The sequence below is a fragment of the Sinorhizobium meliloti genome (assembly GCF_017876815.1).
Classification (GTDB): domain Bacteria; phylum Pseudomonadota; class Alphaproteobacteria; order Rhizobiales; family Rhizobiaceae; genus Sinorhizobium; species Sinorhizobium meliloti.
In genome coordinates this window covers 1,068,290-1,090,964 of record NZ_JAGIOS010000001.1, presented here as the reverse complement: position 1 = coordinate 1,090,964, position 22,675 = coordinate 1,068,290, and the positions used below count along the sequence as shown (strand labels likewise).

Sequence of the window (22,675 nt, the reverse complement as noted above, 5' to 3'; positions counted from 1 at the left end):
ACATGGCAGTCAGTGCTAACCGGCTCGAACTTCTGCAGATCGCAGATGCTGTGGCACGCGAAAAGGTGATCGACCGCGAGATCGTTCTGGCCGCGATGGCGGACGCGATCCAGAAGGCGGCTCGTTCGCGCTACGGTTCGGAATCGAACATCCGCGCCGACATCAATCCGAAGACCGGTGAAATCCGTCTGCAGCGTCTCCTGGAAGTGGTCGAGAAGGCCGAGGACTATTCGACCCAGATCCCGATCGAGCTCGCCCGCGACCGCAATCCCGATGCAAAGCTCGGCGATTTCATCGCCGATCCGCTGCCGCCCATGGACTTCGGCCGTATCGCCGCCCAGTCCGCCAAGCAGGTAATCGTGCAGAAGGTGCGCGAAGCCGAGCGCGATCGTCAGTACGACGAGTTCAAGGATCGGGTCGGCGAGATCGTCAACGGCACTGTCAAGCGCGTCGAATACGGCAACGTCATCGTCGATCTCGGCCGCGGCGAGGGCATCATCCGCCGCGACGAGATGATCCCGCGTGAGAACATGCGCTATGGCGACCGCGTCCGTGCCTTCGTCTACGACGTCCGCCGCGAGCAGCGCGGACCGCAGATCTTCCTGTCGCGCACGCATCCGCAGTTCATGGTGAAGCTCTTCACCATGGAGGTGCCGGAAATCTACGACGGCATCATCCAGATCAAGTCGGTTGCCCGCGACCCGGGCTCGCGCGCCAAGATCGCCGTCGTCTCCAACGATTCGTCGATCGATCCGGTCGGCGCCTGCGTCGGTATGCGCGGCTCGCGCGTGCAGGCCGTGGTCGGCGAGCTCCAGGGCGAGAAGATCGATATCATTCCCTGGTCGCCGGATCCGGCTTCCTTCATCGTCAATGCGCTGCAGCCGGCGGAAGTGGCCAAGGTGGTTCTCGACGAGGACGCGGAACGCATCGAGGTCGTGGTTCCGGACGAGCAGCTTTCGCTCGCCATCGGCCGCCGCGGCCAGAACGTGCGCCTTGCGTCGCAGCTGACCGGCTGGGACATCGATATCCTCACCGAGCAGGAGGAGAGCGAGCGTCGCCAGAAGGAATTCAACGAGCGCACGCAGCTCTTCATGGATGCGCTGGACGTCGACGAGATGGTCGGTCAGGTGCTCGCCTCCGAGGGCTTTGCCCAGGTCGAAGAGCTCGCCTATGTCGAACTCGACGAAATCTCCTCGATCGAGGGCTTCGACGAGGATACGGCAAACGAGCTCCAGACCCGCGCCCGCGAATATCTCGAAAAGATCGAGGCGGAAATGGATGCCAAGCGCAAGGAGCTCGGCGTTTCCGACGAGCTGCGCACGATCGATGGCCTCACCAGCCAGATGCTGGTCGCTCTCGGCGAGGAAGGCATCAAGACGATCGAGGACTTTGCCGGCTGCGCCGCCGACGACCTGGTCGGCTGGACCGAGCGCAAGGATGGCGAGACCAAGCGCTTCGAAGGCATCTTCTCGAAGTTCGAAGTCACCCGGGAAGAGGCCGAAACGATGATCGTGCAGGCTCGTCTGGCCGCCGGCTGGATTACCGAAGAGGACCTGGTCAAGCAGCAGGAGGAGGAACAGGAGCAGGATGAGACGATCGAGGTCGCCGAAGGCGCGGATCAGGACGCCTGATCGCGATGATCGTCGAGATCGATGCCGACAGCCTGCCTGCGGACAAGGGTCCGAAGGACCGGAACGGCAACAACCGGACCTGCATCGTCACGCGTGAGAGCGGCTCTCCTGAAGAGTTGATCCGCTTCGTCGCCGGACCCGACGGCGTCGTCGTCGCGGATCTGAAGCGGCAGCTCCCGGGGCGCGGATGCTGGGTCAAGTCCGAGCGGCAGCTCGTGGAAAAAGCGGTGGCGAAGAAGCTCTTCGCCCGCGCTCTTCGCGCCGAAGTAAAGGCGAATGCCGGGCTCGCGGACGAGGTCGAGAGACTTCTCGCCGAGCAGCTCGCGGGCATGATGAACATGGCGCGCAAGGCGGGCCAGTTCATCTCCGGCGCGACGAAGACGGAGCAGGCGGTGCGCGGCCTTGCCGCGCTAGCTGTCTTTCATGCGATCGATGCGGCCGCGGATGGCGTCCGCAAGATCGATCAGGCCCGCAAGGCGATGAGCTTCGTCAGCGAGGACGAAACGGAAATACCCGCTTTCCGCCCCTTCACGGGGGCGGAAATGGAGGGACTTTTGGGAAGTAATGCCTTTATCCATGCCGCAGCGCTTGCAGGGCAGGCCGGTGAAGGTGTAGTGAAGCGCGCAATCATGCTCGAAAAGTACCGAGGATCCGTCCCGGTCCGGGCCGAAGGCGGCGCTGGCAAGCCACAGCAATGAAGCGCGTCACCGGCAGAGGCCGGCATAGCGAGCATTGTTTGAGACAATTTGGAAGACAGGGTCAGGGGTTTCGTATCCGGCCCTGATCGCTAGGAACGGAACGGAATGACGGACAACAAAGACGACAAGACACTCAGCGTAGCGGGCAAGAAGACGCTGACCCTGAAGCCCTCCGGGGTGACACAGGGTACGGTGCGTCAGGATATGGGCCGCGGTCGCACCAAGGCGGTCGTGGTCGAGACCAAGAGAACGCGCGGCCCGCTGAAGCACAAGGACGAGCGCCCGATCACGCCGGTTGCCGCGACGCCTGCCGCCCGCCCGGCCGAGCAGCGTCCGATGCCGCCGCAGCCCTCGGGTCGTCCGGCTCCTCAGCCGCAGCCGCATCAGCCGCGCCAGGAACAGAACCGCCCCCGCGGCGGTGTTGTCCTGAACGATCTCTCTGCCGGTGAGATGGAAGCCCGCCGTCGCGCCCTGGCGGAAGCCCAGATTCGCGACGCCGAGGAAGCCAAACGCCGCGCCGAGGACGAAGTGCGCCGCCGTCGCGAAGAGGAAGAGCGTCTCGCCCGCGAGAAGGAAGAGGCCGCGCGCCGTGCCGCCGAAGAGGCCGCACGTCCGCCAGTAGAGGCTGAAAAGACCGAGGAGAAGGTCGAGGCTGCAAGTCCCGCAGTCGGCGAACGTCGTGCCGAGACGCGCCCGCAGCCGGGACGCGCGGCTCCGGCTGCAACGCCGGCGGCGCCGGACGGTGCAGCACTTCGCGGCCGCCGCGGGACCGAGAGCGAGGAAGACGAACGCCGCCGCAGCGGTGCCGGTGCTCCCCGCGGCAAGGTCGTGCGTCCGGAGCCGGCAAAGCCTGCTCCCCGTGCAAAGGGTGACGAGGGCCGACGCCAGGGCAAGCTGACGCTTACGACGGCTGCCGTCGACGAGGATGGCAGCCAGCGCGGCCGTTCGCTTTCAGCGATGCGCCGCCGCCAGGAGAAGTTCAAGCGCAGCCAGATGCAGGAAACGCGCGAGAAGATCTCCCGCGAAGTCGTCCTGCCGGAAACCATCACGATTCAGGAACTGTCGCAGCGCATGTCCGAGCGCGCGGTCGACGTCATCAAATTCCTGATGAAGGAAGGCCAGATGATGAAGCCCGGCGACCTGATCGACGCCGATCTCGCGGAGCTCATCGCCGGCGAATTCGGCCACACGGTCAAGCGCGTTTCCGAATCGGACGTCGAGGAAGGCATCTTCAACATCTCCGACGTGGACGACGACATGCAGTCGCGGCCGCCGATCGTGACGATCATGGGTCACGTCGACCACGGCAAGACGTCGCTGCTCGACGCCATCCGCCACGCCAACGTGGTTGCCGGCGAGGCAGGCGGCATCACGCAGCACATCGGTGCCTACCAGGTCGAGCAGAACGGCCAGAAGATCACCTTCATCGACACGCCCGGCCACGCGGCCTTTACGGCCATGCGCGCCCGCGGCGCCCAGGCGACGGACATCGCCGTCCTCGTCGTCGCGGCCGATGACAGCGTGATGCCGCAGACGATCGAGTCGATCAACCATGCCAAGGCGGCCGGCGTTCCGATCATCGTGGCGATCAACAAGATCGACAAGCCGTCCGCGAATCCGCAGAAGGTCCGCACCGAGCTGCTGCAGCACGAGGTCTTCGTCGAATCCATGGGCGGTGAGGTTCTCGACGTCGAGGTTTCGGCGAAGAACCAGACCAACCTCGACAAGCTGCTCGAGGCGATCCTGCTGCAGTCCGAAATCCTCGATCTCAAGGCCAATCCGAACCGGACGGCCGAAGGCACGGTGGTGGAAGCCGAGCTCGACCGAGGCCGCGGTGCGGTTGCGACCGTCCTCGTACAGAAGGGTACCCTCACTCCGGGCCAGATCATCGTTGCGGGCGACCAGTGGGGCCGCGTGCGCGCACTCGTCAACGACAAGGGCGAACATGTGAAGGCCGCCGGGCCATCGACACCGGTCGAGGTTCTCGGTCTCTCCGGAACGCCGGCTGCGGGCGATCGCTTCGCCGTCGTCGAGAGCGAGAGCCGGGCGCGCGAGATCTCGGAATATCGCCAGCGGCTCGCCCGCGAGAAGGCGGTTGCCCGCCAGTCCGGTTCGCGCGGTTCGCTCGAGCAGATGATGACCCAGCTCCAGACCTCCGGCGTCAAGGAGTTCCCGCTGGTCATCAAGGGCGACGTGCAGGGCTCGATCGAAGCGATTTCCGGCGCCCTGGACAAGCTCGGCACCGACGAAGTGCGCGCCCGCATCGTTCATTCGGGTGCCGGCGGCATCACCGAGTCGGACGTCTCGCTTGCGGAAGCTTCGAACGCTGCCATCATCGGCTTCAACGTCCGTGCCAACAAGCAGGCGCGGGATGCGTCCGAGCGTGCCGGCATCGAGATCCGCTACTACAACATCATCTACGACCTGGTGGATGACGTGAAGGCGGCGATGTCCGGTCTCTTGTCGCCGGAGCGGCGCGAGACCTTCCTCGGCAATGCCGAGATCCTGGAGGTGTTCAACATCACCAAGGTCGGCAAGGTCGCGGGTTGCCGCGTTACCGAGGGCAAGGTCGAACGTGGCGTCGGCGTCCGTCTGGTACGCGACAACGTCGTCATCCACGAAGGCAAGCTCAAGACGCTCAAGCGCTTCAAGGACGAGGTCTCCGAGGTCCAGTCCGGCCAGGAATGCGGTATGGCCTTCGAGAACTACGAGGACATCCGTGCCGGCGACACGATCGAGTGCTTCCGCGTCGAACACGTCACGCGGACGCTCTGATCCGATCCGGCAGGGTATTGGCGAGCGCCGGATCGGCTCCGGCGCTCGCTTTTTTTTGAGTGAGAAGGCGCGCGACGCCGCCCGCCTCTCGCATGTTGGAACCGATCGCGTTTCGATGGGGCTTGATACGGTCCGATCGGCGCGGTCCAGGGTGAAACGATGGCCAAATCCACATCCTCCGCTCCGTCCCAGCGCATGCTGCGCGTCGGTGAACAGGTGCGCGCAGCGATCACGCAGGTGCTGCAGCGCGGTGAAGTACTCGATCCGCTGATCGAAAATACGGTGATTTCCATTTCCGAAGTGCGCATGTCGCCCGATCTGAAGATCGCCACGGCCTATGTGACCCCACTCGGGGTCGCCGACCACGCGGCGGTCATCGAAGCGCTGAACAAGCATGCGAAATTCATCCGCGGACGGCTCGGCCCGCAATTGCGGCAGATGAAATACATGCCGGACGTCCGGTTCCGGGACGATACCAGCTTCGACAACTATCAGAAGATCGACTCGCTGCTGCGCTCGCCGGAGGTCAGTCGCGACCTCGATCGCGACGCCGACGACGAAGAGTAAGCGACAGAACCAATGTCCAGACCCCGCAAACCGAAGGGCCGCCCGATTTCGGGATGGCTGATCCTCGACAAACCCCTCGATTTCGGTTCGACCGAGGCCGTATCCAAGATCAAGTGGCTGTTCAAGGCGCAGAAGGCGGGCCATGCGGGCACGCTCGATCCGCTCGCCTCCGGCATGCTGCCGATCGCGCTCGGCGACGCGACGAAAACCGTTCCCTACGTCATGGACGGCCGCAAGATCTACGAATTCACGGTGGCCTGGGGCGAGGAGCGCTCCACCGACGATCTCGAAGGCGAAGCCGTCCGCTCTTCCGCCGCGCGTCCGGAGGAAGAGGCGATCCGCGCCCTGCTGCCGAAATATACCGGCGTGATCGCGCAGGTGCCGCCGCAGTTCTCCGCGATCAAGATCGGCGGCGAGCGCGCCTATGATCTCGCCCGCGACGGCGAAACCGTCGAGATTCCGGCGCGCGAGGTGGAGGTCTTCCGTCTGTCGCTCATCGGATCGGCTCCGAATCTCGCTCATTTCGAGATCGAATGCGGCAAGGGCACCTATGTCCGTTCGCTCGCCCGCGACATGGGCCGCGATCTCGGCTGCTTCGGCCATATCGCGTCGCTGCGCCGAACCTTCGTCGCCCCCTTCGGCGAGGAGGACATGGTACCGCTCGCCGATCTCGTCGCCCTGGAGGCGATCGAGGACGATGCGGAACGTCTCGCCGCGCTCGACGCGTATCTGATCGACACGGGAGAGGCCCTGTCCGACCTGCCGCATATCGCCGTCAATGACGACCAGGCGCACCGGCTGCGGATGGGCAACCCGATCATCCTGCGTGGACGCGACGCTCCGCTGCCCACGCCAGAGGCCTATGCCACGGCCCAAGGCAAGCTCGTGGCGATCGGCGAAATCGCCGAGGGCGAGTTCCGGCCGAAGCGAGTTTTCGCCACCCAATAATCCTGCTGGTCGAAAACCGATCTCACGCGTTTAGAGCGGGATGAGGAAGTGCGTGCGGTTTTCCGCCCGCATTCCGCTCTAACTTGCTAGAATCGATCACGTTCATGATTCAGGTCGACCCGAACTGAATCATCGTGATCTAAAGTCGAGCGGAGCGGCAGACGCGGCGTATACTCGTTGTGCGCCGGAGCCCATGTTGCCATGGGCTGCCGGCTGCGCTCGGGAAATCTGGAACGGGGGCGGCGGGCAGGAAGCGCATGGTACCCGCTCCGGCAAAACGCGGTAGTGATCGGTAGAGGCGGTAAAATATGGTCGAAGCGTCAGAGAAGAGCCGGGAAGATGCTTCATCGGGCAGCCTGCAGGCCGCCGCCGGCTTCGTCCGCGACTATCTTCGCCGGCCGTTCAGCTTCTATCTGATTTCGCTGCTGCTGATAGCCATCATACCGCCCTTCATCTTTTCCTTTGTCATCCTGCAGCGCAATTTGGACGCGCAGAGAGAGGAAGTCACTTCTCTGCTGCGCGCCTCTACCGGGTCGGTCACACGCATTGTCGAGCGCGAGGTCGACGGCATGCTGACGACGCTTCGGGTCCTGGCGAAATCCGGCGCCGTCGATCTCGCCGACATGCGAGGTCTCTACGAACGGGCATCGGTCGCATTGGCGGACACCGATTCCCACCTGATCATCGTCGACGGCAACCACGACCTTCTTCTGAGCACCCGCGTTCCTTTCGGTACGCCGCTCGGGCGGGCATCGGATCCGGAGATCGATCTCGCTTTGCAGAGTACGGCGCCGCTTGTCTCGGGCGTGTTTCCATCCGAAGTGGGCAGGGGCTGGGTCTTCACCGTCTATCTTCCGGTGACGACGCCCGACGGAAAGAAGTATCTGCTGGGCCTCAGGCAGGATGCCGAGCGGATGACGAGGGCCGTCAATCGTGACACGCTTTCTCCCGGATGGAATGCCGCGCTCGTCGACGGCAAAGGCAGGGTCATCGTCTCCTCGGACTCCTCGGTGAAGTCCGGCGACCCGTTCTTTCTCGACGAATTGCCGTTGATCAGCATCGGTGTCGGCAATATCAGTGCCGGCGGCGTCGACTACCGCGTCGCGTCGGAGTTTTCGGTGGTGACCGGCTGGCGCATCGTCGCCTGGGCGCCGAGCGAGATCGTCGATCAGCCGATGCTTTGGTCGTTCCTCTGGCTGTCCTTCGGTGGGATCATCTTCGCAAGCATCGCGGTCGCCGGTTCGTTGACCATTGCGCGGCTGCTCACGCAGGGTGTCCGGCTGTTGGCCATGGATGCCCGGCGGCTGGGAGCGGGCGAGCCGGTCGAACCGCGCCGCTACATGATCACTGAAGTCGAAGCGGTATCCACCGCCCTCGCAAGCGCTGCTACCGCCCGCGCCAAGGCCGAAAGCGAAATCCGCCTGCTGATGCGGGAGGTCGCGCATCGGGCGAAGAATCAGCTCACCGTCATCCAGTCGATGCTGGCGCAGTCGGCCAATTCGGCGGAGGAGCCGTCGGATTTCGTCGAGGCGTTTCGCAAGCGCCTTGCGGGCCTCGCGCGCTCGACCGACCTCATGGTGGCGAACGCCGCCTCCGGAGTCGACTTCCGCGAGCTCGTGCGCAACCAGCTTCAGCCGTTCATGCCGGCCGAGTCCGACCGCGTCGTGCTCAGCGGACCTGCCCTGCGGCTGGACGCGCAGATGGCGCAGACCCTCGGCATGGCGCTGCATGAACTGGCTACCAACGCCATAAAGCATGGTGCGCTCGCCAACCAGACCGGCATGATCAAGGTCGAGTGGTCGGTGGGGGAGGGTGCGATCGATATCCGCTGGCGCGAGAGCGGTGCCGATATCGTCGCGCCTTCGGGGAAGAAGGCCCGCAGAGGCTTCGGCACGGTCGTGCTCGAGCGCATGCTCGGCCTGGCGCTTCGTGCGGAGCTGGAAAGGACGATGCATGCGGATGGCATCGAATGGCGGATACGCATCCCGCGCGGCAAGGATCATTCCTCGCAGGAGGCAGGCGGTTGAGAGGCGGATCGTCCTGCAGCAAACCACCTCAAATGGATGCCGGAGCATCCGTGCGCAATCGGAATTGACGGTGCGCGGGAGGCGGTGCCGCGCAGCGCTTTCATGACCCTTTCCTTTTGGAACGGATTCGGTTATAGGCACGCCAGCGAAAGGCGCCGCCTCTTCGTGCGAACGGCCGTAGCTGGACGACATCCCGGCTGCCGGCGACCCTCAAATCCTCGAACGAAAGGATCAAACGATGTCGGTTACTGCAGAGCGCAAAGCTCAGATCATCAAGGAATTCGCAACCGTAGAAGGCGACACCGGTTCTCCGGAAGTTCAGGTTGCTATCCTGACGGAACGGATCAACAACCTGACCGAACACTTCAAGGACCACAAGAAGGACAATCACTCCCGACGTGGCCTCCTCGCGCTGGTTTCCAGCCGGCGGTCGCTCCTCGACTATCTGAAGAAGAAGGACGAGGCGCGCTACACCAAGCTGATCGGTGCCCTGGGCATCCGTCGCTAAACGACTGGTCCGGCGGGTTGCCTCGGCAACCCGCCGGCTTTTTTTCTGCAGCCCGTGCGCTCTTCAAAAAGCCTAGGGTATTGTAAAGGGCGCCACAGCGCCGCGCGTCTTATCGGACGCGCAACCGTCCAGCGGACCGGGTGGGCCGGGATCGCGGATCAACCAATGGCCCGTCATGGGGCAGGATTGCAGGATGCTTCGGCGCCTGCTTGCCGAAGCGGCTGCTATACGCAGCGCGGCAAAGCGGTATGCGGCCGGTTTTCTTTGAAGCCTCCCGTTGTCTTGCCCGTGATGCGCCACCAGGCGGCTTTGAGATCGCCCGCGCTTTATGAGCCGCGGAAGGTCTGTCGCACACGAAGGACAGAACATGTTCGAGACACACAAGGTAGAAATCGAATGGGCTGGGCGTCCGCTCAAGCTCGAAACCGGAAAAATCGCGCGTCAGGCCGATGGTGCCGTTCTCGCGACCTACGGCGAAACCGTCGTGCTCGCCACGGTGGTTTCGGCGAAGGCACCGAAGCCAGGCCAGGATTTCTTCCCGCTCACCGTCAACTATCAGGAAAAGACCTACGCTGCGGGCAAGATCCCCGGCGGCTATTTCAAGCGTGAGGGCCGCCCCAGCGAAAACGAGACGCTGGTGTCGCGTCTGATCGACCGGCCGATCCGTCCGCTCTTCCCGGACGGCTACAAGAACGACACCCAGGTCATCATCACGGTCATGCAGCATGACCTCGAGAACAACCCGGACGTCGTCGCGATGGTTGCGGCATCCGCTGCATTGACGCTTTCCGGCGTTCCCTTCATGGGTCCGGTCGGCGGTGCCCGCGTCGGCTACATCAACGGCGAATACGTTCTCAACCCGCATCTCGACGAAATGGACGAATCCACGCTCGACCTCGTCGTCGCCGGCACGCAGGAAGCGGTGCTGATGGTGGAATCGGAAGCGAAAGAGCTGCCGGAAGATGTCATGCTCGGCGCCGTCGTTTTCGGCCAGAAGGGCTTCCAGCCGGTGATCGACGCTGTCATCAGGCTTGCGGAAGTTGCCGCCAAGGAGCCGCGCGAATTCAATCCGGAAGATCACTCCGCTCTCGAAAATGCGATGCTCTCGATCGCCGAAGACGAGCTGCGCAACGCCTATAAGATCACCGAGAAGGCCGCGCGCTATGCCGCCGTCGATGCGGTAAAGGCAAAGGTCAAGGAGCATTTCCTGCCGGAAGGCGTCGAGAACCCGGCCCATACCGCCGAAGAGATTGCCGCTGTCTTCAAGCACCTGCAGGCCAAGATCGTTCGCTGGAACATCCTCGACACGAAGAGCCGCATCGATGGCCGCGACCTCGTCACGGTTCGCCCGATCGTCGCCGAAGTCGGCATCCTGCCGCGCACGCACGGTTCGGCGCTCTTTACCCGCGGTGAAACGCAGGCGATCGTCGTTGCCACGCTCGGCACCGGCGAAGACGAGCAGTATGTCGATTCCTTGACTGGCATGTACAAGGAAAACTTCATGCTGCATTACAACTTCCCGCCCTATTCGGTCGGTGAAACCGGCCGCATGGGTTCTCCGGGCCGCCGCGAAATCGGCCACGGCAAGCTCGCCTGGCGCGCCATCCATCCGATGCTGCCGACCGCGGAACAGTTCCCCTACACGCTGCGCGTCGTTTCCGAGATCACCGAGTCCAACGGTTCGTCCTCCATGGCAACCGTCTGCGGCACGTCGCTCGCACTGATGGACGCGGGCGTTCCGCTCGCCAAGCCGGTTGCCGGCATTGCCATGGGCCTCATCAAGGAAGACGACCGTTTCGCCGTCCTCTCCGACATTCTCGGCGATGAAGACCACCTCGGCGATATGGACTTCAAGGTCGCGGGCACGGATGCCGGCATCACCTCGCTGCAGATGGACATCAAGATCGAAGGCATCACCGAAGAAATCATGGGTGTTGCCCTCAACCAGGCCAAGGGAGGCCGCCTGCACATTCTCGGCGAAATGGCCAAGGCCATCTCCGAGAGCCGCGGCCAGCTCGGCGAGTTCGCACCGCGCATCGAAGTCATGAACATTCCGGTCGACAAGATTCGTGAAGTCATCGGCTCGGGCGGCAAGGTCATCCGCGAAATCGTCGAAAAGACCGGCGCCAAGATCAATATCGACGACGACGGCACCGTCAAGATTGCGTCGGCTTCCGCCAAGGAGATCGAGGCCGCCCGCAAGTGGATCCACTCGATCGTCGCCGAGCCGGAAGTCGGTCAGGTCTATGAAGGCACTGTCGTCAAGACGGCCGATTTCGGCGCCTTCGTCAACTTCTTCGGCGCCCGCGACGGCCTCGTCCACATCTCGCAGCTCGCTTCCGAGCGCGTTGCCAAGACCACCGACGTCGTCAAGGAAGGCGATAAGGTCTGGGTCAAGCTGATGGGCTTCGACGAGCGCGGCAAGGTTCGTCTCTCCATGAAGGTCGTAGACCAGGCGACCGGCAAGGAAGTCGTTGCCGAGAAGAGCGAAAAGAAGGACGGCGGCGAAGCCGCCGAGTAAGCCGGCCTCGGCTGAAACCATTCAGGGCGCGGAGCGGATCGCTTCGCGCCCTTTCTTGTGACGGAAACGGAATCGAACCATGAGCCGCGACGCGCTGAAAACACTGTTCCATCCCTTCGCAATGGGGATCATCGATCCGCCGGGAGAGGGCGAGCGGGTACTCTTCCTCGGCGCCGAGGCGGGCTACCGCCTGCCGGAAGGCTTTGCTGCGGACGTCTCCGCCGTGCAGCCGCTCAAGCCGCTCTACCGCGCGCTGACGGCCGCTCGCGCCGATGTGGTGCCCGTCGCGGCCGGCGACGGCTACGACGCTGCCCTCGTTCTCTGCGGCAGGCACAAGGGCGAGAACGAAGACCGCATTGCACAGGCTTTGGAACGCACCCGCGCCGGTGCCCTGATCGTAGTCGCCGGCGGCAAGGAGGACGGCATTCAGTCGCTGCGCAAGAGGATCGACAAGTTCGGCTGGGATGGCGACTCGATGCCGAAATATCACGGCGTCGCCTTCTGGTTCACGCGGCCCGAGGACGCCGCCGAGGCCATCTCGGCGCTCGCCAAGGTCCCGGTGCGCGTCCACGGCCTGTTCGTGGCATCGCCCGGCATGTTCTCGCATGACCGCGTCGATGCCGGTTCGGAGCTGCTCGCGTCGCGCCTGCCGCGCGATTTCACCGGCCACGCGGCGGATTTCGGCGCCGGCTGGGGCTATCTCTCGGTCAAGCTTGCCGAGGCTTCGCCCAGCCTCAAGGGCATCGATCTGTTCGAAGCGGATTTCGAAGCGCTGGAGGCGGCACGGGCAAACATGGCGGCGAATGCGCCTTCGACGGCGGCCCGTTTCTATTGGCACGACCTGACGGCCGAAGAGACGCGCGACAAATACGACCTTATCGTCATGAACCCGCCCTTCCACGAGGGCCATGCCGCCGAGCCTGCGCTCGGCGCGGCGATGATCAAGGCGGCCGCCAAGGCGCTGAAGCATGGCGGCCGGCTGATGCTCGTCGCCAATCGCGGACTTCCCTATGAGCCGGTCCTGACGGAGAACTTCAAGGAAATCGGCGAGACCTGCCGCAATGCGCGCTTCAAGGTGCTCTGGGCGAAGCGCTGAGTCGATTTATTTGCCGTAATGTGACCCCTCCCTAACCCCTCCCCACAAGGGGGAGGGGCTACTTCTGCCGCACCTCGCGGGTCCAAAGTCAGCCTTTGCGTCATCCGCGAACTTGCGAAATGGGAAAGCGCTAGCCGCAAGCGCCTAGCCCTTCCCCCTTGTGGCAGGGCTATCGCATATGAGCGATAAGAGAAGTGAGGAATTGGTCATCCCAGCCCGCCTTTTTGATTTTCCGGCGGATGGAGGCCTTGTCGGGGTGAGATCGCAAGAGGTTGAGAGCGATCTTGCGCAAGAAGGCAATGTTCTGAGGGCCGTTGTCCTTGCGGTTTCTGGCGGCGTCCTCGCGGAAGTGGACATCCAGAACCCAATGCAGTTTGTTTTCGATTTGCCAATGGGTTCTTACAACCTCGATCAGCGCGCTCGGCGACATGGTGGTGGAGAGCAGGAAGTAGCGGACATGGCTGGTCAAATGGCCGTTGGTATGACGGCTTGTGGTCTCGACGCAGCCGATGGCCTGCAGGCCCGGAAAGTTGATATCGTCGACAGCCACAACGCTGGCGCGGCGTGTCTCGGTGCGGTCATGGGCAGTCTCGGCTGCAATCTGGATGCTCTCGACGTGGTCGGCGTCCTCGATGCGGGCGAGCGCCTGGGCCAAGAGGCCGGGCTGGTTGGCCTTCAGTGCCAGAGCATAATCGCCGCCGGCAGCGAGGATGGCGCGGGCGGTGTCGGGCCGGCAATGCAGGGCATCGGCGGTGACGATAGAGCCCTCCAGTGCCAGCAGCGCGAGCGCATCGAGAGCCCCTTGCACCTCATTGCGGCCCGGCGCGAGCTTTTGGCCGATGACCAGACCGGGACCGGCAGCCCAGACATTGACGAAGTGGAGTGGCGTGGCCTTGGCGGCGCGCCGGTAGGCACCGCGCACCGCCTTGCCATCGATCGCTACCACCCCTTCGAGACCCTGCGCAAAGCTCGCCGTGAGACGGCGAAAGGCCGCGTCAAAGGCATCCGGATCGAGATGGCGGAAGACGGTGGAGAAGGTGTCATGGCTGGGAATGCCATAGGGCAGCGGCACGATTGTCTTCAGCCATTTCTTCTTGGCAACGCCGAAATCGGCCATATCGGTACAGCTTTCCGCACCGCAGACAATCGCCGCAACGGCAATGAACAGGATCGACGTCAACGGATGGCGCGCATTGCGACCGCGCGGATCGGGCAAATCTTCAAAGCAAGCGGCAAATCTACTCATCGAGACCTCCAAGTCAGCGGAGAACTCCAAGAATCGATTTGCCGCAACAAAACAACCGCTTATTTGCTAAATGCGATTCCCCTGCCCCTTGTGGGGAGGGGTTAGGGAGGGGCCTCATCCAACCGCCGTGGGCAGCGTGGCAATCACGCGATTTAATCCGCGTCTGCGACCCGCAATGCTTCGAGCGTCGGCATCGAGGTGATGTTGTAGCCGGAGTCGACGTAATGAATTTCGCCGGTGACGCCGCGCGAGAGGTCCGAGAGCAGATAAAGTGCGGAACTGCCGACGTCTTCTATGGTGACGGTCCGGCGAAGGGGCGAGTTCTTCTGCTGCCAGGAGAGCATCGCGCGCGCATCGGAAATGCCGGCGCCCGCAAGCGTTCGGATCGGACCGGCCGAGATCGCATTGACGCGGATGCCGCGCGATCCGTAGTCGGCGGCAAGATAGCGCACCGAAGCCTCGAGCGCGGCCTTGGCGACACCCATGACGTTGTAGTTCGGCATGACCCGCATCGAGCCGCCATAGGTGAGCGTCAGCATGGTGCCGCCCTCGCTCATCAGCTCCGCTGCACGCTTGGCAATCTCGGTAAAGGAGAAGCAGGAGATCACCATGGTGCGGCTGAAATTGTCCCGCGTCGTGTCGGCATAGAGACCCTTGAGCTCGTTCTTGTCCGAGAAGCCGATGGCGTGGACGACGAAATCGAGCTTGCCCCAGCGCTCCTTTATGGCGTCGACGACAGCGTCGACGGAGCCGATGTCCTCGACGTCGCAGGGGAGCAGGAAGTCGGAATTGACCTCTGCAGCCAGCGGCTTGACGCGCTTGCCGAGGGCTTCGCCCTGATAGGTGAAGGCGAGCTCTGCGCCCTGGGCGGCGAGAGACTTGGCGATTCCCCAGGCAATAGAATGGCTGTTGGCGACGCCCATGATGAGGCCGCGCTTCCCGTTCATCAATCCGTTCATCGTGTTATCCGTTATAGCGCTGGAAGACGAGCGTCGCGTTTGTGCCGCCGAAGCCGAAGGAGTTCGAAAGAACCGTGTCGATCTTGGCATTGTCGATGCGCTTGCGGACGATCGGCACCCCTTCGAATTCGGGATCGAGCTCGGTGATGTGAGCGCTTTCGCCGATGAAGCCGGCCTGCATCATCAGGAGACCGTAGATCGATTCCTGCACGCCGGCCGCGCCGAGCGAGTGGCCGGTCAGCGATTTCGTGGACTGGACATGCGGCATCTTCTCGCCGAAGACCTCGCGGATGGCGCCGATCTCCTTCTGATCGCCGACCGGCGTCGAGGTGCCGTGGGTATTGATGTAGTCGACCTCGCCCTTCACGGTGGCCAGCGCCTGGCGCATGCAGCGAACCGCGCCTTCGCCTGATGGCGCGACCATGTCGTAGCCGTCCGAAGTGGCGCCGTAACCGACGATTTCCGCATAGATTTTGGCGCCGCGCGCCTTGGCGTGCTCCAGCTCTTCCAGAACGAGAACGCCGGCACCGCCGGCGATGACGAAGCCGTCGCGGTTCGCGTCATAGGCGCGCGACGCGACGGACGGCGTGTCGTTGTACTTCGACGACATGGCGCCCATGGCGTCGAAAAGATTGGACATGGTCCAGTCGAGATCTTCATGGCCGCCCGCGAACATGACGTCCTGCTTGCCCCACTGGATCATTTCCGCGGCATTGCCGATGCAATGCGCCGAAGTCGAGCAGGCCGACGAGATCGAGTAGTTGACGCCGTGGATCTGGAACCAGGTCGCGAGCGTCGCCGAAGCCGTAGACGACATCGCCTTCGGCACCACGAAGGGGCCGATCCGCTTCGGGCTGTTGTTCTTGCGGGTGATCTCCGCCGCTTCGACGATCGCGCGGGTAGAAGGGCCGCCCGAGCCCATGATGATGCCGGTGCGCTCATTGGTGATGTCGCCGGCCTCGAGCCCGGAATCGGCGATCGCCTGCTTCATCGCCACATGGTTCCAGGCGCCGCCCTGGGACAGGAAGCGCATGGCGCGGCGGTCGACGAGGTCGCTCGGGTCGAGCGTCGGCGCTCCCCAGACCTGGCATTTGAAGCCGTGCTCGGCAAAGTCCGGAGAAAACGTGATGCCCGACCGCGCATCGCGCAGCGACGCGGTGACTTCGTCGGCATCGCTGCCGATCGAGGAAACGATGCCGAGGCCCGTTACAACAACCCGTCTCATGTCAGATGACCTTTTCTTCGATTGGAACCGTGCGGGGATCGCCCGCAGTTCAGTCGGCCTTTTCCTGGAAGAGGCCGACCCTGAGATCGGTGGCCTTGTAGATCGTTTCGCCATCGGCCTTCATCCAGCCGTCGGCGATGCCAAGAACCAGACGGCCGCGCATGACGCGCTTGAAGTCGATGCCGTATTCTACCAGCTTGGTCTTCGGCGTCACCATGCCGGTGAACTTCACTTCCCCGGTGGAGATGGCGCGGCCCTTGCCGGCCTCCCCGAGCCAGCCGAGGAAGAAACCGGTCAATTGCCACATGGCGTCGAGACCGAGGCATCCGGGCATGACGGGATCGCCCATGAAGTGGCAGGGAAAGAACCAGAGATCCGGCGTGATGTCGAATTCGGCGCGGACATAACCCTTGTCGTTTGGCCCGCCCGTTTCCGAAATGTCGGTGATGCGGTTGAACATCAGCATCGGCGGCAGCGGCAGCTGCGCGTTGCCGGGGCCAAACATTTCGCCTCGGCCGCAGATCAGGATTTCCTCATAGCTGAAGCTGGATTGTCTGGTGTTCATGAATGGTTGCTTCCCGAGTCGATTATGTGTTCTCCGACCTGCTTTAGTGCAAGTCCGGTCTGATTTGAAGCGCAACCTGTCATCCGCGGCTGCGATGCGGGCTGCGGCTCGTGACGTTCCAAGTAGAGCGGCATGCGGGCTAAGGAAAGCTCTCTCATCGTCTCCGAACCGCTCGGAATGGTGACATCATTCCGCCGTCGCTTACAGTATGAATGTGGCGGCGGCCAGAGTTAAATGCCCGCCTTCCCCCGCTTTGGGCCGATTTTCAGGCCTTTGCGGCCTTCGCATGTGCGGAATCTATTGAAAGCCGCGGCGCCAGAAGTTATATCGCAAATTGATAATCCACGGATCCCGCAGGTATATCGGAACGGTTGTCGATGACGAAAGCAACGCACATGTCCTCACAGGAGAGGCTGCGCAGTTCGGGTTTGCGCCCGACGCGCCAGCGCGTCGCGCTTGCCGATCTGATCTTCGCCAAGGGCGACCGTCACCTGACGGTGGAGGAACTGCATGAAGAGGCCGTCACGGCCGGCGTTCCCGTTTCGCTCGCCACCGTCTACAACACGCTCCACCAGTTCACCGAAGCCGGCATGATCCGCGTCCTCGCCGTCGAGAGCGCCAGGACCTATTTCGATACGAATGTCTCGGATCACCACCATTTCTTCATCGAGGGCGAAAACGAAGTCCTCGACATTCCGGTGAGCAATATTCAGATCGACAATCTCCCCGAACCGCCGGAAGGCATGGAAATCTCCCATGTCGACGTGGTAATCCGGCTGCGTCACAAGACCGAGCGCTGAGCGTCCGTCACCCCGAGCCACGAAGTCTCGTCACATCACGTCGTCCGGGTCGCGGCCGGGACCGGCCTTTCCCGTCGGCAGCGTCCAGCCGTATCGCAGCGCGCCGCCCCGCACGGCGAAGGCCGTGATGACGCCGAGCGCGGACGTTGCGACAAGCGGCAATCCGGCTAGGCTGGCCAGGACGAAGGCGCCGGCGCCGATGAGGGCTGCGCTGACGTAGATCTCCGGCCTCAGGAGGACAGAGGGCTCGCCGGCCAGAAGATCGCGCAGAACCCCGCCGAAGGTTGCCGTCAGGGCGCCCGTGACCAGGGCGACGATGGGCGAGCCGGTCGCCGCCAGCCCCTTTGCCGCGCCCATCACGCAATAGGCCGAGAGGCCGAGCGCGTCGAGCCATACGAGCATCCGGTAGCGCGATTCGAGCAAATGGGACGTGAGGAAGACGGCGACCGCCACCGCCGCGCAGACGATGATGAAATTGGGGTTCACCACCCAGAACACCGGCGTCGCGCCGAGAACGAGGTCGCGGATGGTGCCGCCGCCAATACCGGTCGCGGAAGCGAGAAACAGATAGCCGATGATGTCGAGCTGCTTGCGGGAGGCCGACAGCGCGCCCGTCGCCGCAAAGATTGCGACGCCCGCATAGTCGAGGAATTCGAGGATCGGCATGGCTGCTCCGCTTGGCTGCAAGTCTCCTCTAATCGTAACCTATTAAAGAAAACATGCGGTAGACTACCGCGGCAGCAGCGTCTGCGTCCGGCCGAGGAGATAATAGGCAACGAGCCCGGTCCACTCCTTGGCGGCCGTCGTCGCCAATTGGGCGTTGAGCGAGGGCTGGTGAAATCGAAGCCGAGCCGCACCTTGCCGCTCGTGCGATAATCCGTCGGCCAGGGCGTGACCTCCATGCCGTTTGCGCGAAAAAGACCGATAGAGCGCGGCATGTGGTATGCGGAGGTCACGAGTGCGCAACGCTCAAGCCCGTTCTTGGCCAGCAGATCCCTGGTATAGCGTGCGTTTTCGAAGGTCGTCCGCGATTCTCCCTCGCGGATCAGCCGGTCGGATCCGATGCCGAAGGTCCCGAAGAAATTTTCCGAAGCATGCGCGTCGCCCTCGTAGATGCCGCTGAGCGACCCGTCTCCGCCCGAGACAAGGATGCGTGCCTGCGGATAGGCCTGCGCGAGCCTCAAGGTCTCGACGAACCGCTCGGCCGCCTGGTTCAGCTCCATGCCGCCGCGGCTGGCCATCACCACATTCTCGAAGGCGCCGCCGAGCACGATGATGCAGGCAAGCTCCGTGGGCTCCGGCGTGGGGCGGGGAAACCGATCCTCGAGGATCTGCAGGAAATAGGAGCCGGCGGTGGTGAAGAGTGTGACGAAGAGGACGGCGAGCCCGAAGGCGCTCAAAGTACCGCCGCTGCGGCGGAAACGGCCGAGCATAAGCAGCACCCCGACGACGAGGGCGAGGAAGGCGAGCGACAGCGGCTGGGCGACGAGCCAGAAGATTTTCGAGACGAGAAACATGTGTCCAGTTTCTCCGCGACTGCGGGTTAAGATTTCATCAACCGTGGCTACGATTTCTGCTCGGTCTGCCGGCCGGTCCGGCCCGACGCGAACAGCGAAGGTAAATGCCGGATATTCGGCTATTATTGAAGGATGAAACAGAAATCCGCTGTCACCGCTTCGCAGGCACCAGCCGACGTAAAGTCGCGGCGGGAGATTACCATGCAAGGCTGGGCGCATGATCGGCGCATCGCCTATATCCGTGAACGCGTCCTAAAAATTCATCGGAAAATTTGGTGGAGCTAAGCGGGATCGACGATCTCCGGCGCTACCCCATTGAAAATCCTGTTTTTACTTGCTAATCCCGGTTATAGGTTGGTCAGAATGGTTGGTCAGAATGGCGGGAAAGAGCAGCAAAGGGTCCAAGCGATTGCTGGACTTGCGGGGGCAGACTTGGTGGTTTCGCATGGCGGTACCTGCTGCCTGTCTAGACCACTTCGACGGGAAGACGATGTACATGCAAAGCCTGAACACGGGCGACATCAAACAAGCCATGGCACAGCGCGACATCCTTGAACGGGAAGTTCGAACGCTCTTCGCCCGCGTGAAGGCTGGGGAGATCATCACCTCAGCGGAAGAGATAGCCGAGCAGCGAGGGCAGATTTACCGGGAAGCTATGGCTGCCGTCACGCAGAGCGGTGATAGTGAGGCCCTGCAAGACCTCGTTTGGGCCGCTGAGGCGGAAGAGGACGCCCTGAAGGAAGAGGCCCGCGAACGCTTCGCCCGCGCCTTCGTTGGTGACCATCCTATTGACCACCACTTCGATGCGTACCTCGGTGCCATCAAGCTAGCCCCAAAGACCACCGCTGAACGTCGGGGCGTCCTCAACCACTTTGCCCGATGGTGCCTTGCTGAGAAGTTCAGGCTGCCTGACATAACCCGGAAGACAGCGGGTCGCTACGTGACGGAAGTGATCGAGCCGATGGACCGTAGCACGGCGAAGAAGCACATGACGGCTCTTCGCGGCTACTGGGAATACCTGCTTATGAGAGGACACGTGACGGGGGAGTTGAAGGATAATCCCTGGCTTGGTCAGGAAGTGGTTAGCAAGCGCAGGCGCGTGGAGAGGGGGGAGAGAGAGGAAGAGCGACCATATACCGAGGATGAGTTGAAGCGGCTGCTCTATGCTCGGTACCCGGACGGCATCGATCCCGACTGGGAGCTTCTTCTGCGAGATGCGCTGACGATCTCCTGCCTCTCAGGTATGCGGCAAGCGGAGGTGCTGACGCTGTGGATCGAAGACGTTCACGATGGGGTCTTCGACATTCAGCAAGGCAAGACCGAAGCAGCCGCTCGTAAGGTGCCGATCCATCCTGCTCTGGCGGAGATCATTCAGCGGCGAACCGAGGGGAAGGAAGCTAGGGACTGGCTCTTCCACGAATTGGCAGGCTTGCGTGACCCTGGGGACACATTCGGCAAACGCTTCAACCGCTTTCGGGTGCTGCTCCAGGTAGACGACAAGCGGCCGGGTAAGAGACGCAGCCTCGTCAACTTTCACTCTGCTCGGAGATGGTTCATCACCGAAGCACGGCACGCTGGCCAACAGATCGAGACGATCAGGGATGTCGTGGGCCACAAGGCAGACAAGAAGAAGGACATCACCTTTGGCGTTTATACCACCGGAGCGTCCGCAGCTCAGTTGAAGGCGTGTATTGAGGCGGTGATGCTCCCTAGCGGTGGATAACCTCGCTCCAGCAGCCGAGATCTCCGGCAATCCTTGCAAGTGCATCTTCCATTTGCTCCACTTCAAATAGCATCGTTCGAGTCGTGTGACTGACGGGTTACTCCCGCGATGCCGATGATACGCAGTGGTTTCGGAGGCTCTCTTGGTTGAAGTGATGCAGTACCCCGACGCGATGCAGTCTATAGCTCGCGCGACGAACAAGTACCTGTTGCTCGGAAACGGTTTCAGCATCGCGCTGAAGCCAGACATCTTCACGTACGGCTCACTGTACGAGAACGCAGACTTCTCCAGGGCACCTTACCTACGGAAGATCTTTGACGCGCTGGGAACGCGGGACTTTGAAGTGATCATCCGCCACCTCTCGGACACCGCACGAATTCTCGAGGTATACCGGCCGAAACTCGCCAAACTTGCCGCTGGCCTTCGAAACGACGCCGAAATTGTCAAGGATGTATTGGTCCAGGTGATCGCGAGCCGCCATCCCAGTCGGCCATACGAAGTCTCTGCCGATCAATACCGCTCCTGCCGATCATTCTTGAGGCCGTTTCGATCTATCTACACCCTGAACTATGACGTCCTCTTGTATTGGGCGTTGATGCACAGCGACCTCGAGGATCAGCCACTCAACCATGATGATGGTTTCCGTCATCCAATCGAGAACGAAGACGCTCCCTACGTTTCTTGGCAGCAGGCGTCTAGCGCCACCGTCTCCTACCTACACGGCGCGTTGCACCTGTTCGACCGCGGGACTGAGATAACGAAGTACACTTGGTCAAAGACAGATCTGCCGATTGTCGACCAGGTCCGCGACGCTCTTAACGAGGACAAGTTTCCGGTCTTCGTTGCCGAGGGCACCTCGTCAGTCAAAATGGAGCGCATTCTCCACAACGCATACCTCCATAAGGCTCTTCGGAGCTTCGAAGCCTGCATGAAAGCAGGAACCGGTGCGCTGGTGGTCTTCGGGCACTCTCTCGCGCCCAATGATGCTCATGTCTTGCGCTGCATTGCGGCGGGTGGGGTCGCCAATCTCTTAGTTGGGTTGTACGGAGATCCCGAAAGCGCCACAAATCGCGAAGCGATCAAGCAGGCGCAGTCTCTCATGAACCTGAGGTCTCGGCTGAGAGGTGAGAGATGGCCGCTCGCAGTTAAGTTCTATGATGCCGCGAGCGCACACGTGTGGGATGGGTGACAGCGACCTAGGATCAAAAGGCATTATCAGCCTCACGCGCCCCATACCGCCAAAGACTTTTCAGCCGCTCCCGGGTCTTCCTTGATCCGGTAGACCGTCTGGCGGGACAGGCGTGTGGTTTTGGCGATCTCCGAGACGGACGCGCCGTTACCGTCCATGTCCAAGACCTGTGAGAACTGTTCGCGCGTGTAGCTTGGCTTCCGTCCCTTGTAGCTACCATCATCCTTGGCCTTCAGCTGGGCAATGGCGGCCCGCTGAGCTTCCTTCGTGGCTTCCGCCTGGGCCTGTGCTGTCGCAGCCATGAAAGCGATCAGGGAGTCTCTGACGGCCATTTGGACGGGGTCTGTCGTGGAGCCGTCAAAGGTCATGTTGTTGATGATCGTGCGGATGATTACGCCCCGGCGAATGAACTCGCGGATCGTGTCTGTCACATCAGCGTAGTTTCGGCCAAGGCGATCTATCCAGCGTACGACCAGCACGTCACCATTCCGGAGCATGTCGAAGAGGCGTCTTCCTTCCGGGCGATCTTTCATCAGGACAGAGACACCGGACACGCCATGATCTGCGATCACGTGGTCGAAGGTGAAGCCAGCCTTTTCTGCTTGCGTTCGCTGGTGATCAAGGGACTGCTCGGTGGTCGAGACGCGGGCGTAGAGGAACGTTGCCATTTGGAACTCCAT

18 protein-coding genes and 1 pseudogene are annotated in these 22,675 nt (G+C 62.5%); 12 read left to right on the top strand and 7 right to left on the bottom strand.

Annotated elements, in window-relative coordinates:
* The first annotated feature begins 2 nt into the window (after positions 1-2).
* The 9 genes from nusA (at position 3) to JOH52_RS05210 (ending at position 12,771) form a co-directional block, all read left to right on the top strand.
* Entirely contained in the window at positions 3-1,631 is a 1,629-nt protein-coding gene (nusA, locus tag JOH52_RS05250) for a transcription termination factor NusA (protein WP_010968444.1), read from the top strand.
* Positions 1,632-1,636: 5 nt separating this feature from the next.
* Positions 1,637-2,329, top strand: coding sequence for an RNA-binding protein (locus JOH52_RS05245; RefSeq protein WP_003534364.1), 693 nt, complete (start codon positions 1,637-1,639; stop codon positions 2,327-2,329).
* A gap of 105 nt (positions 2,330-2,434) precedes the next feature.
* Entirely contained in the window at positions 2,435-5,104 is a 2,670-nt protein-coding gene (infB, locus tag JOH52_RS05240; RefSeq protein WP_010968445.1) for a translation initiation factor IF-2, read from the top strand.
* Between the two features lie 159 nt (positions 5,105-5,263).
* Complete coding sequence (rbfA, locus tag JOH52_RS05235; RefSeq protein ID WP_003534366.1) at positions 5,264-5,671, top strand: 30S ribosome-binding factor RbfA; 408 nt, start codon at positions 5,264-5,266, stop codon at positions 5,669-5,671.
* Between the two features lie 12 nt (positions 5,672-5,683).
* Positions 5,684-6,619, top strand: a complete 936-nt coding sequence (gene truB, locus JOH52_RS05230) for a tRNA pseudouridine(55) synthase TruB (protein WP_003534367.1) — start codon at positions 5,684-5,686, stop codon at positions 6,617-6,619.
* Between the two features lie 308 nt (positions 6,620-6,927).
* The gene (locus tag JOH52_RS05225) at positions 6,928-8,646 is read left to right on the top strand and encodes a sensor histidine kinase (protein WP_010968446.1); all 1,719 of its coding nucleotides are present in this window, start codon (positions 6,928-6,930) and stop codon (positions 8,644-8,646) included.
* Positions 8,647-8,884: 238 nt separating this feature from the next.
* Positions 8,885-9,154 carry a 30S ribosomal protein S15 gene (gene rpsO, locus JOH52_RS05220; RefSeq protein WP_003534369.1) on the top strand — a complete coding sequence of 90 codons (270 nt, stop codon included), beginning with the start codon at positions 8,885-8,887 and terminating at the stop codon, positions 9,152-9,154.
* Between the two features lie 367 nt (positions 9,155-9,521).
* Complete coding sequence (pnp, locus tag JOH52_RS05215; RefSeq protein WP_010968447.1) at positions 9,522-11,675, top strand: polyribonucleotide nucleotidyltransferase; 2,154 nt, start codon at positions 9,522-9,524, stop codon at positions 11,673-11,675.
* A 79-nt stretch (positions 11,676-11,754) separates the two neighbouring features.
* Positions 11,755-12,771, top strand: a complete 1,017-nt coding sequence (locus JOH52_RS05210) for a class I SAM-dependent methyltransferase (protein ID WP_010968448.1) — start codon at positions 11,755-11,757, stop codon at positions 12,769-12,771.
* Between the two features lie 169 nt (positions 12,772-12,940).
* Here JOH52_RS05210 and JOH52_RS05205 read toward each other — a convergent pair whose 3' ends face one another.
* From JOH52_RS05205 to fabA, 4 genes are all read right to left on the bottom strand, one after another.
* On the bottom strand, positions 12,941-14,017 hold the full coding sequence (locus JOH52_RS05205) for an ISAs1-like element ISRm21 family transposase (RefSeq protein WP_010969728.1): 1,077 nt from the start codon (positions 14,015-14,017) through the stop codon (positions 12,941-12,943).
* A 152-nt stretch (positions 14,018-14,169) separates the two neighbouring features.
* Complete coding sequence (gene fabI / locus JOH52_RS05200; protein WP_003534375.1) at positions 14,170-14,976, bottom strand: enoyl-ACP reductase FabI; 807 nt, start codon at positions 14,974-14,976, stop codon at positions 14,170-14,172.
* Between the two features lie 4 nt (positions 14,977-14,980).
* Positions 14,981-16,201, bottom strand: coding sequence for a beta-ketoacyl-ACP synthase I (gene fabB, locus JOH52_RS05195; protein ID WP_003534376.1), 1,221 nt, complete (start codon positions 16,199-16,201; stop codon positions 14,981-14,983).
* Between the two features lie 49 nt (positions 16,202-16,250).
* Positions 16,251-16,766, bottom strand: a complete 516-nt coding sequence (gene fabA / locus JOH52_RS05190) for a 3-hydroxyacyl-[acyl-carrier-protein] dehydratase FabA (protein WP_010968449.1) — start codon at positions 16,764-16,766, stop codon at positions 16,251-16,253.
* A gap of 377 nt (positions 16,767-17,143) precedes the next feature.
* Between fabA and irrA the strand changes: the two genes are divergently transcribed.
* Positions 17,144-17,566 carry an iron response transcriptional regulator IrrA gene (gene irrA, locus JOH52_RS05185; RefSeq protein ID WP_010968450.1) on the top strand — a complete coding sequence of 141 codons (423 nt, stop codon included), beginning with the start codon at positions 17,144-17,146 and terminating at the stop codon, positions 17,564-17,566.
* Positions 17,567-17,596: 30 nt separating this feature from the next.
* Here the strand turns inward: irrA and JOH52_RS05180 are convergent, their stop codons facing one another.
* Together JOH52_RS05180 and JOH52_RS05175 are read right to left on the bottom strand one after the other, a co-directional pair.
* Positions 17,597-18,232 carry a trimeric intracellular cation channel family protein gene (locus JOH52_RS05180; protein ID WP_003534379.1) on the bottom strand — a complete coding sequence of 212 codons (636 nt, stop codon included), beginning with the start codon at positions 18,230-18,232 and terminating at the stop codon, positions 17,597-17,599.
* A gap of 63 nt (positions 18,233-18,295) precedes the next feature.
* Positions 18,296-19,083, bottom strand: a pseudogene (locus tag JOH52_RS05175) (YdcF family protein).
* A 376-nt stretch (positions 19,084-19,459) separates the two neighbouring features.
* Here JOH52_RS05175 and JOH52_RS05170 point away from each other — a divergent pair.
* Both JOH52_RS05170 and JOH52_RS05165 read left to right on the top strand, forming a co-directional pair.
* Positions 19,460-20,806: a tyrosine-type recombinase/integrase gene (locus tag JOH52_RS05170; RefSeq protein WP_017274566.1), complete on the top strand. Its 1,347-nt coding sequence runs from the start codon at positions 19,460-19,462 to the stop codon at positions 20,804-20,806.
* 151 nt (positions 20,807-20,957) lie between these two features.
* On the top strand, positions 20,958-21,995 hold the full coding sequence (locus tag JOH52_RS05165; RefSeq protein ID WP_234705652.1) for a DUF4917 family protein: 1,038 nt from the start codon (positions 20,958-20,960) through the stop codon (positions 21,993-21,995).
* A gap of 32 nt (positions 21,996-22,027) precedes the next feature.
* Here the strand turns inward: JOH52_RS05165 and JOH52_RS05160 are convergent, their stop codons facing one another.
* Complete coding sequence (locus tag JOH52_RS05160; protein ID WP_017267197.1) at positions 22,028-22,663, bottom strand: recombinase family protein; 636 nt, start codon at positions 22,661-22,663, stop codon at positions 22,028-22,030.
* Positions 22,664-22,675: the final 12 nt, after the last annotated feature.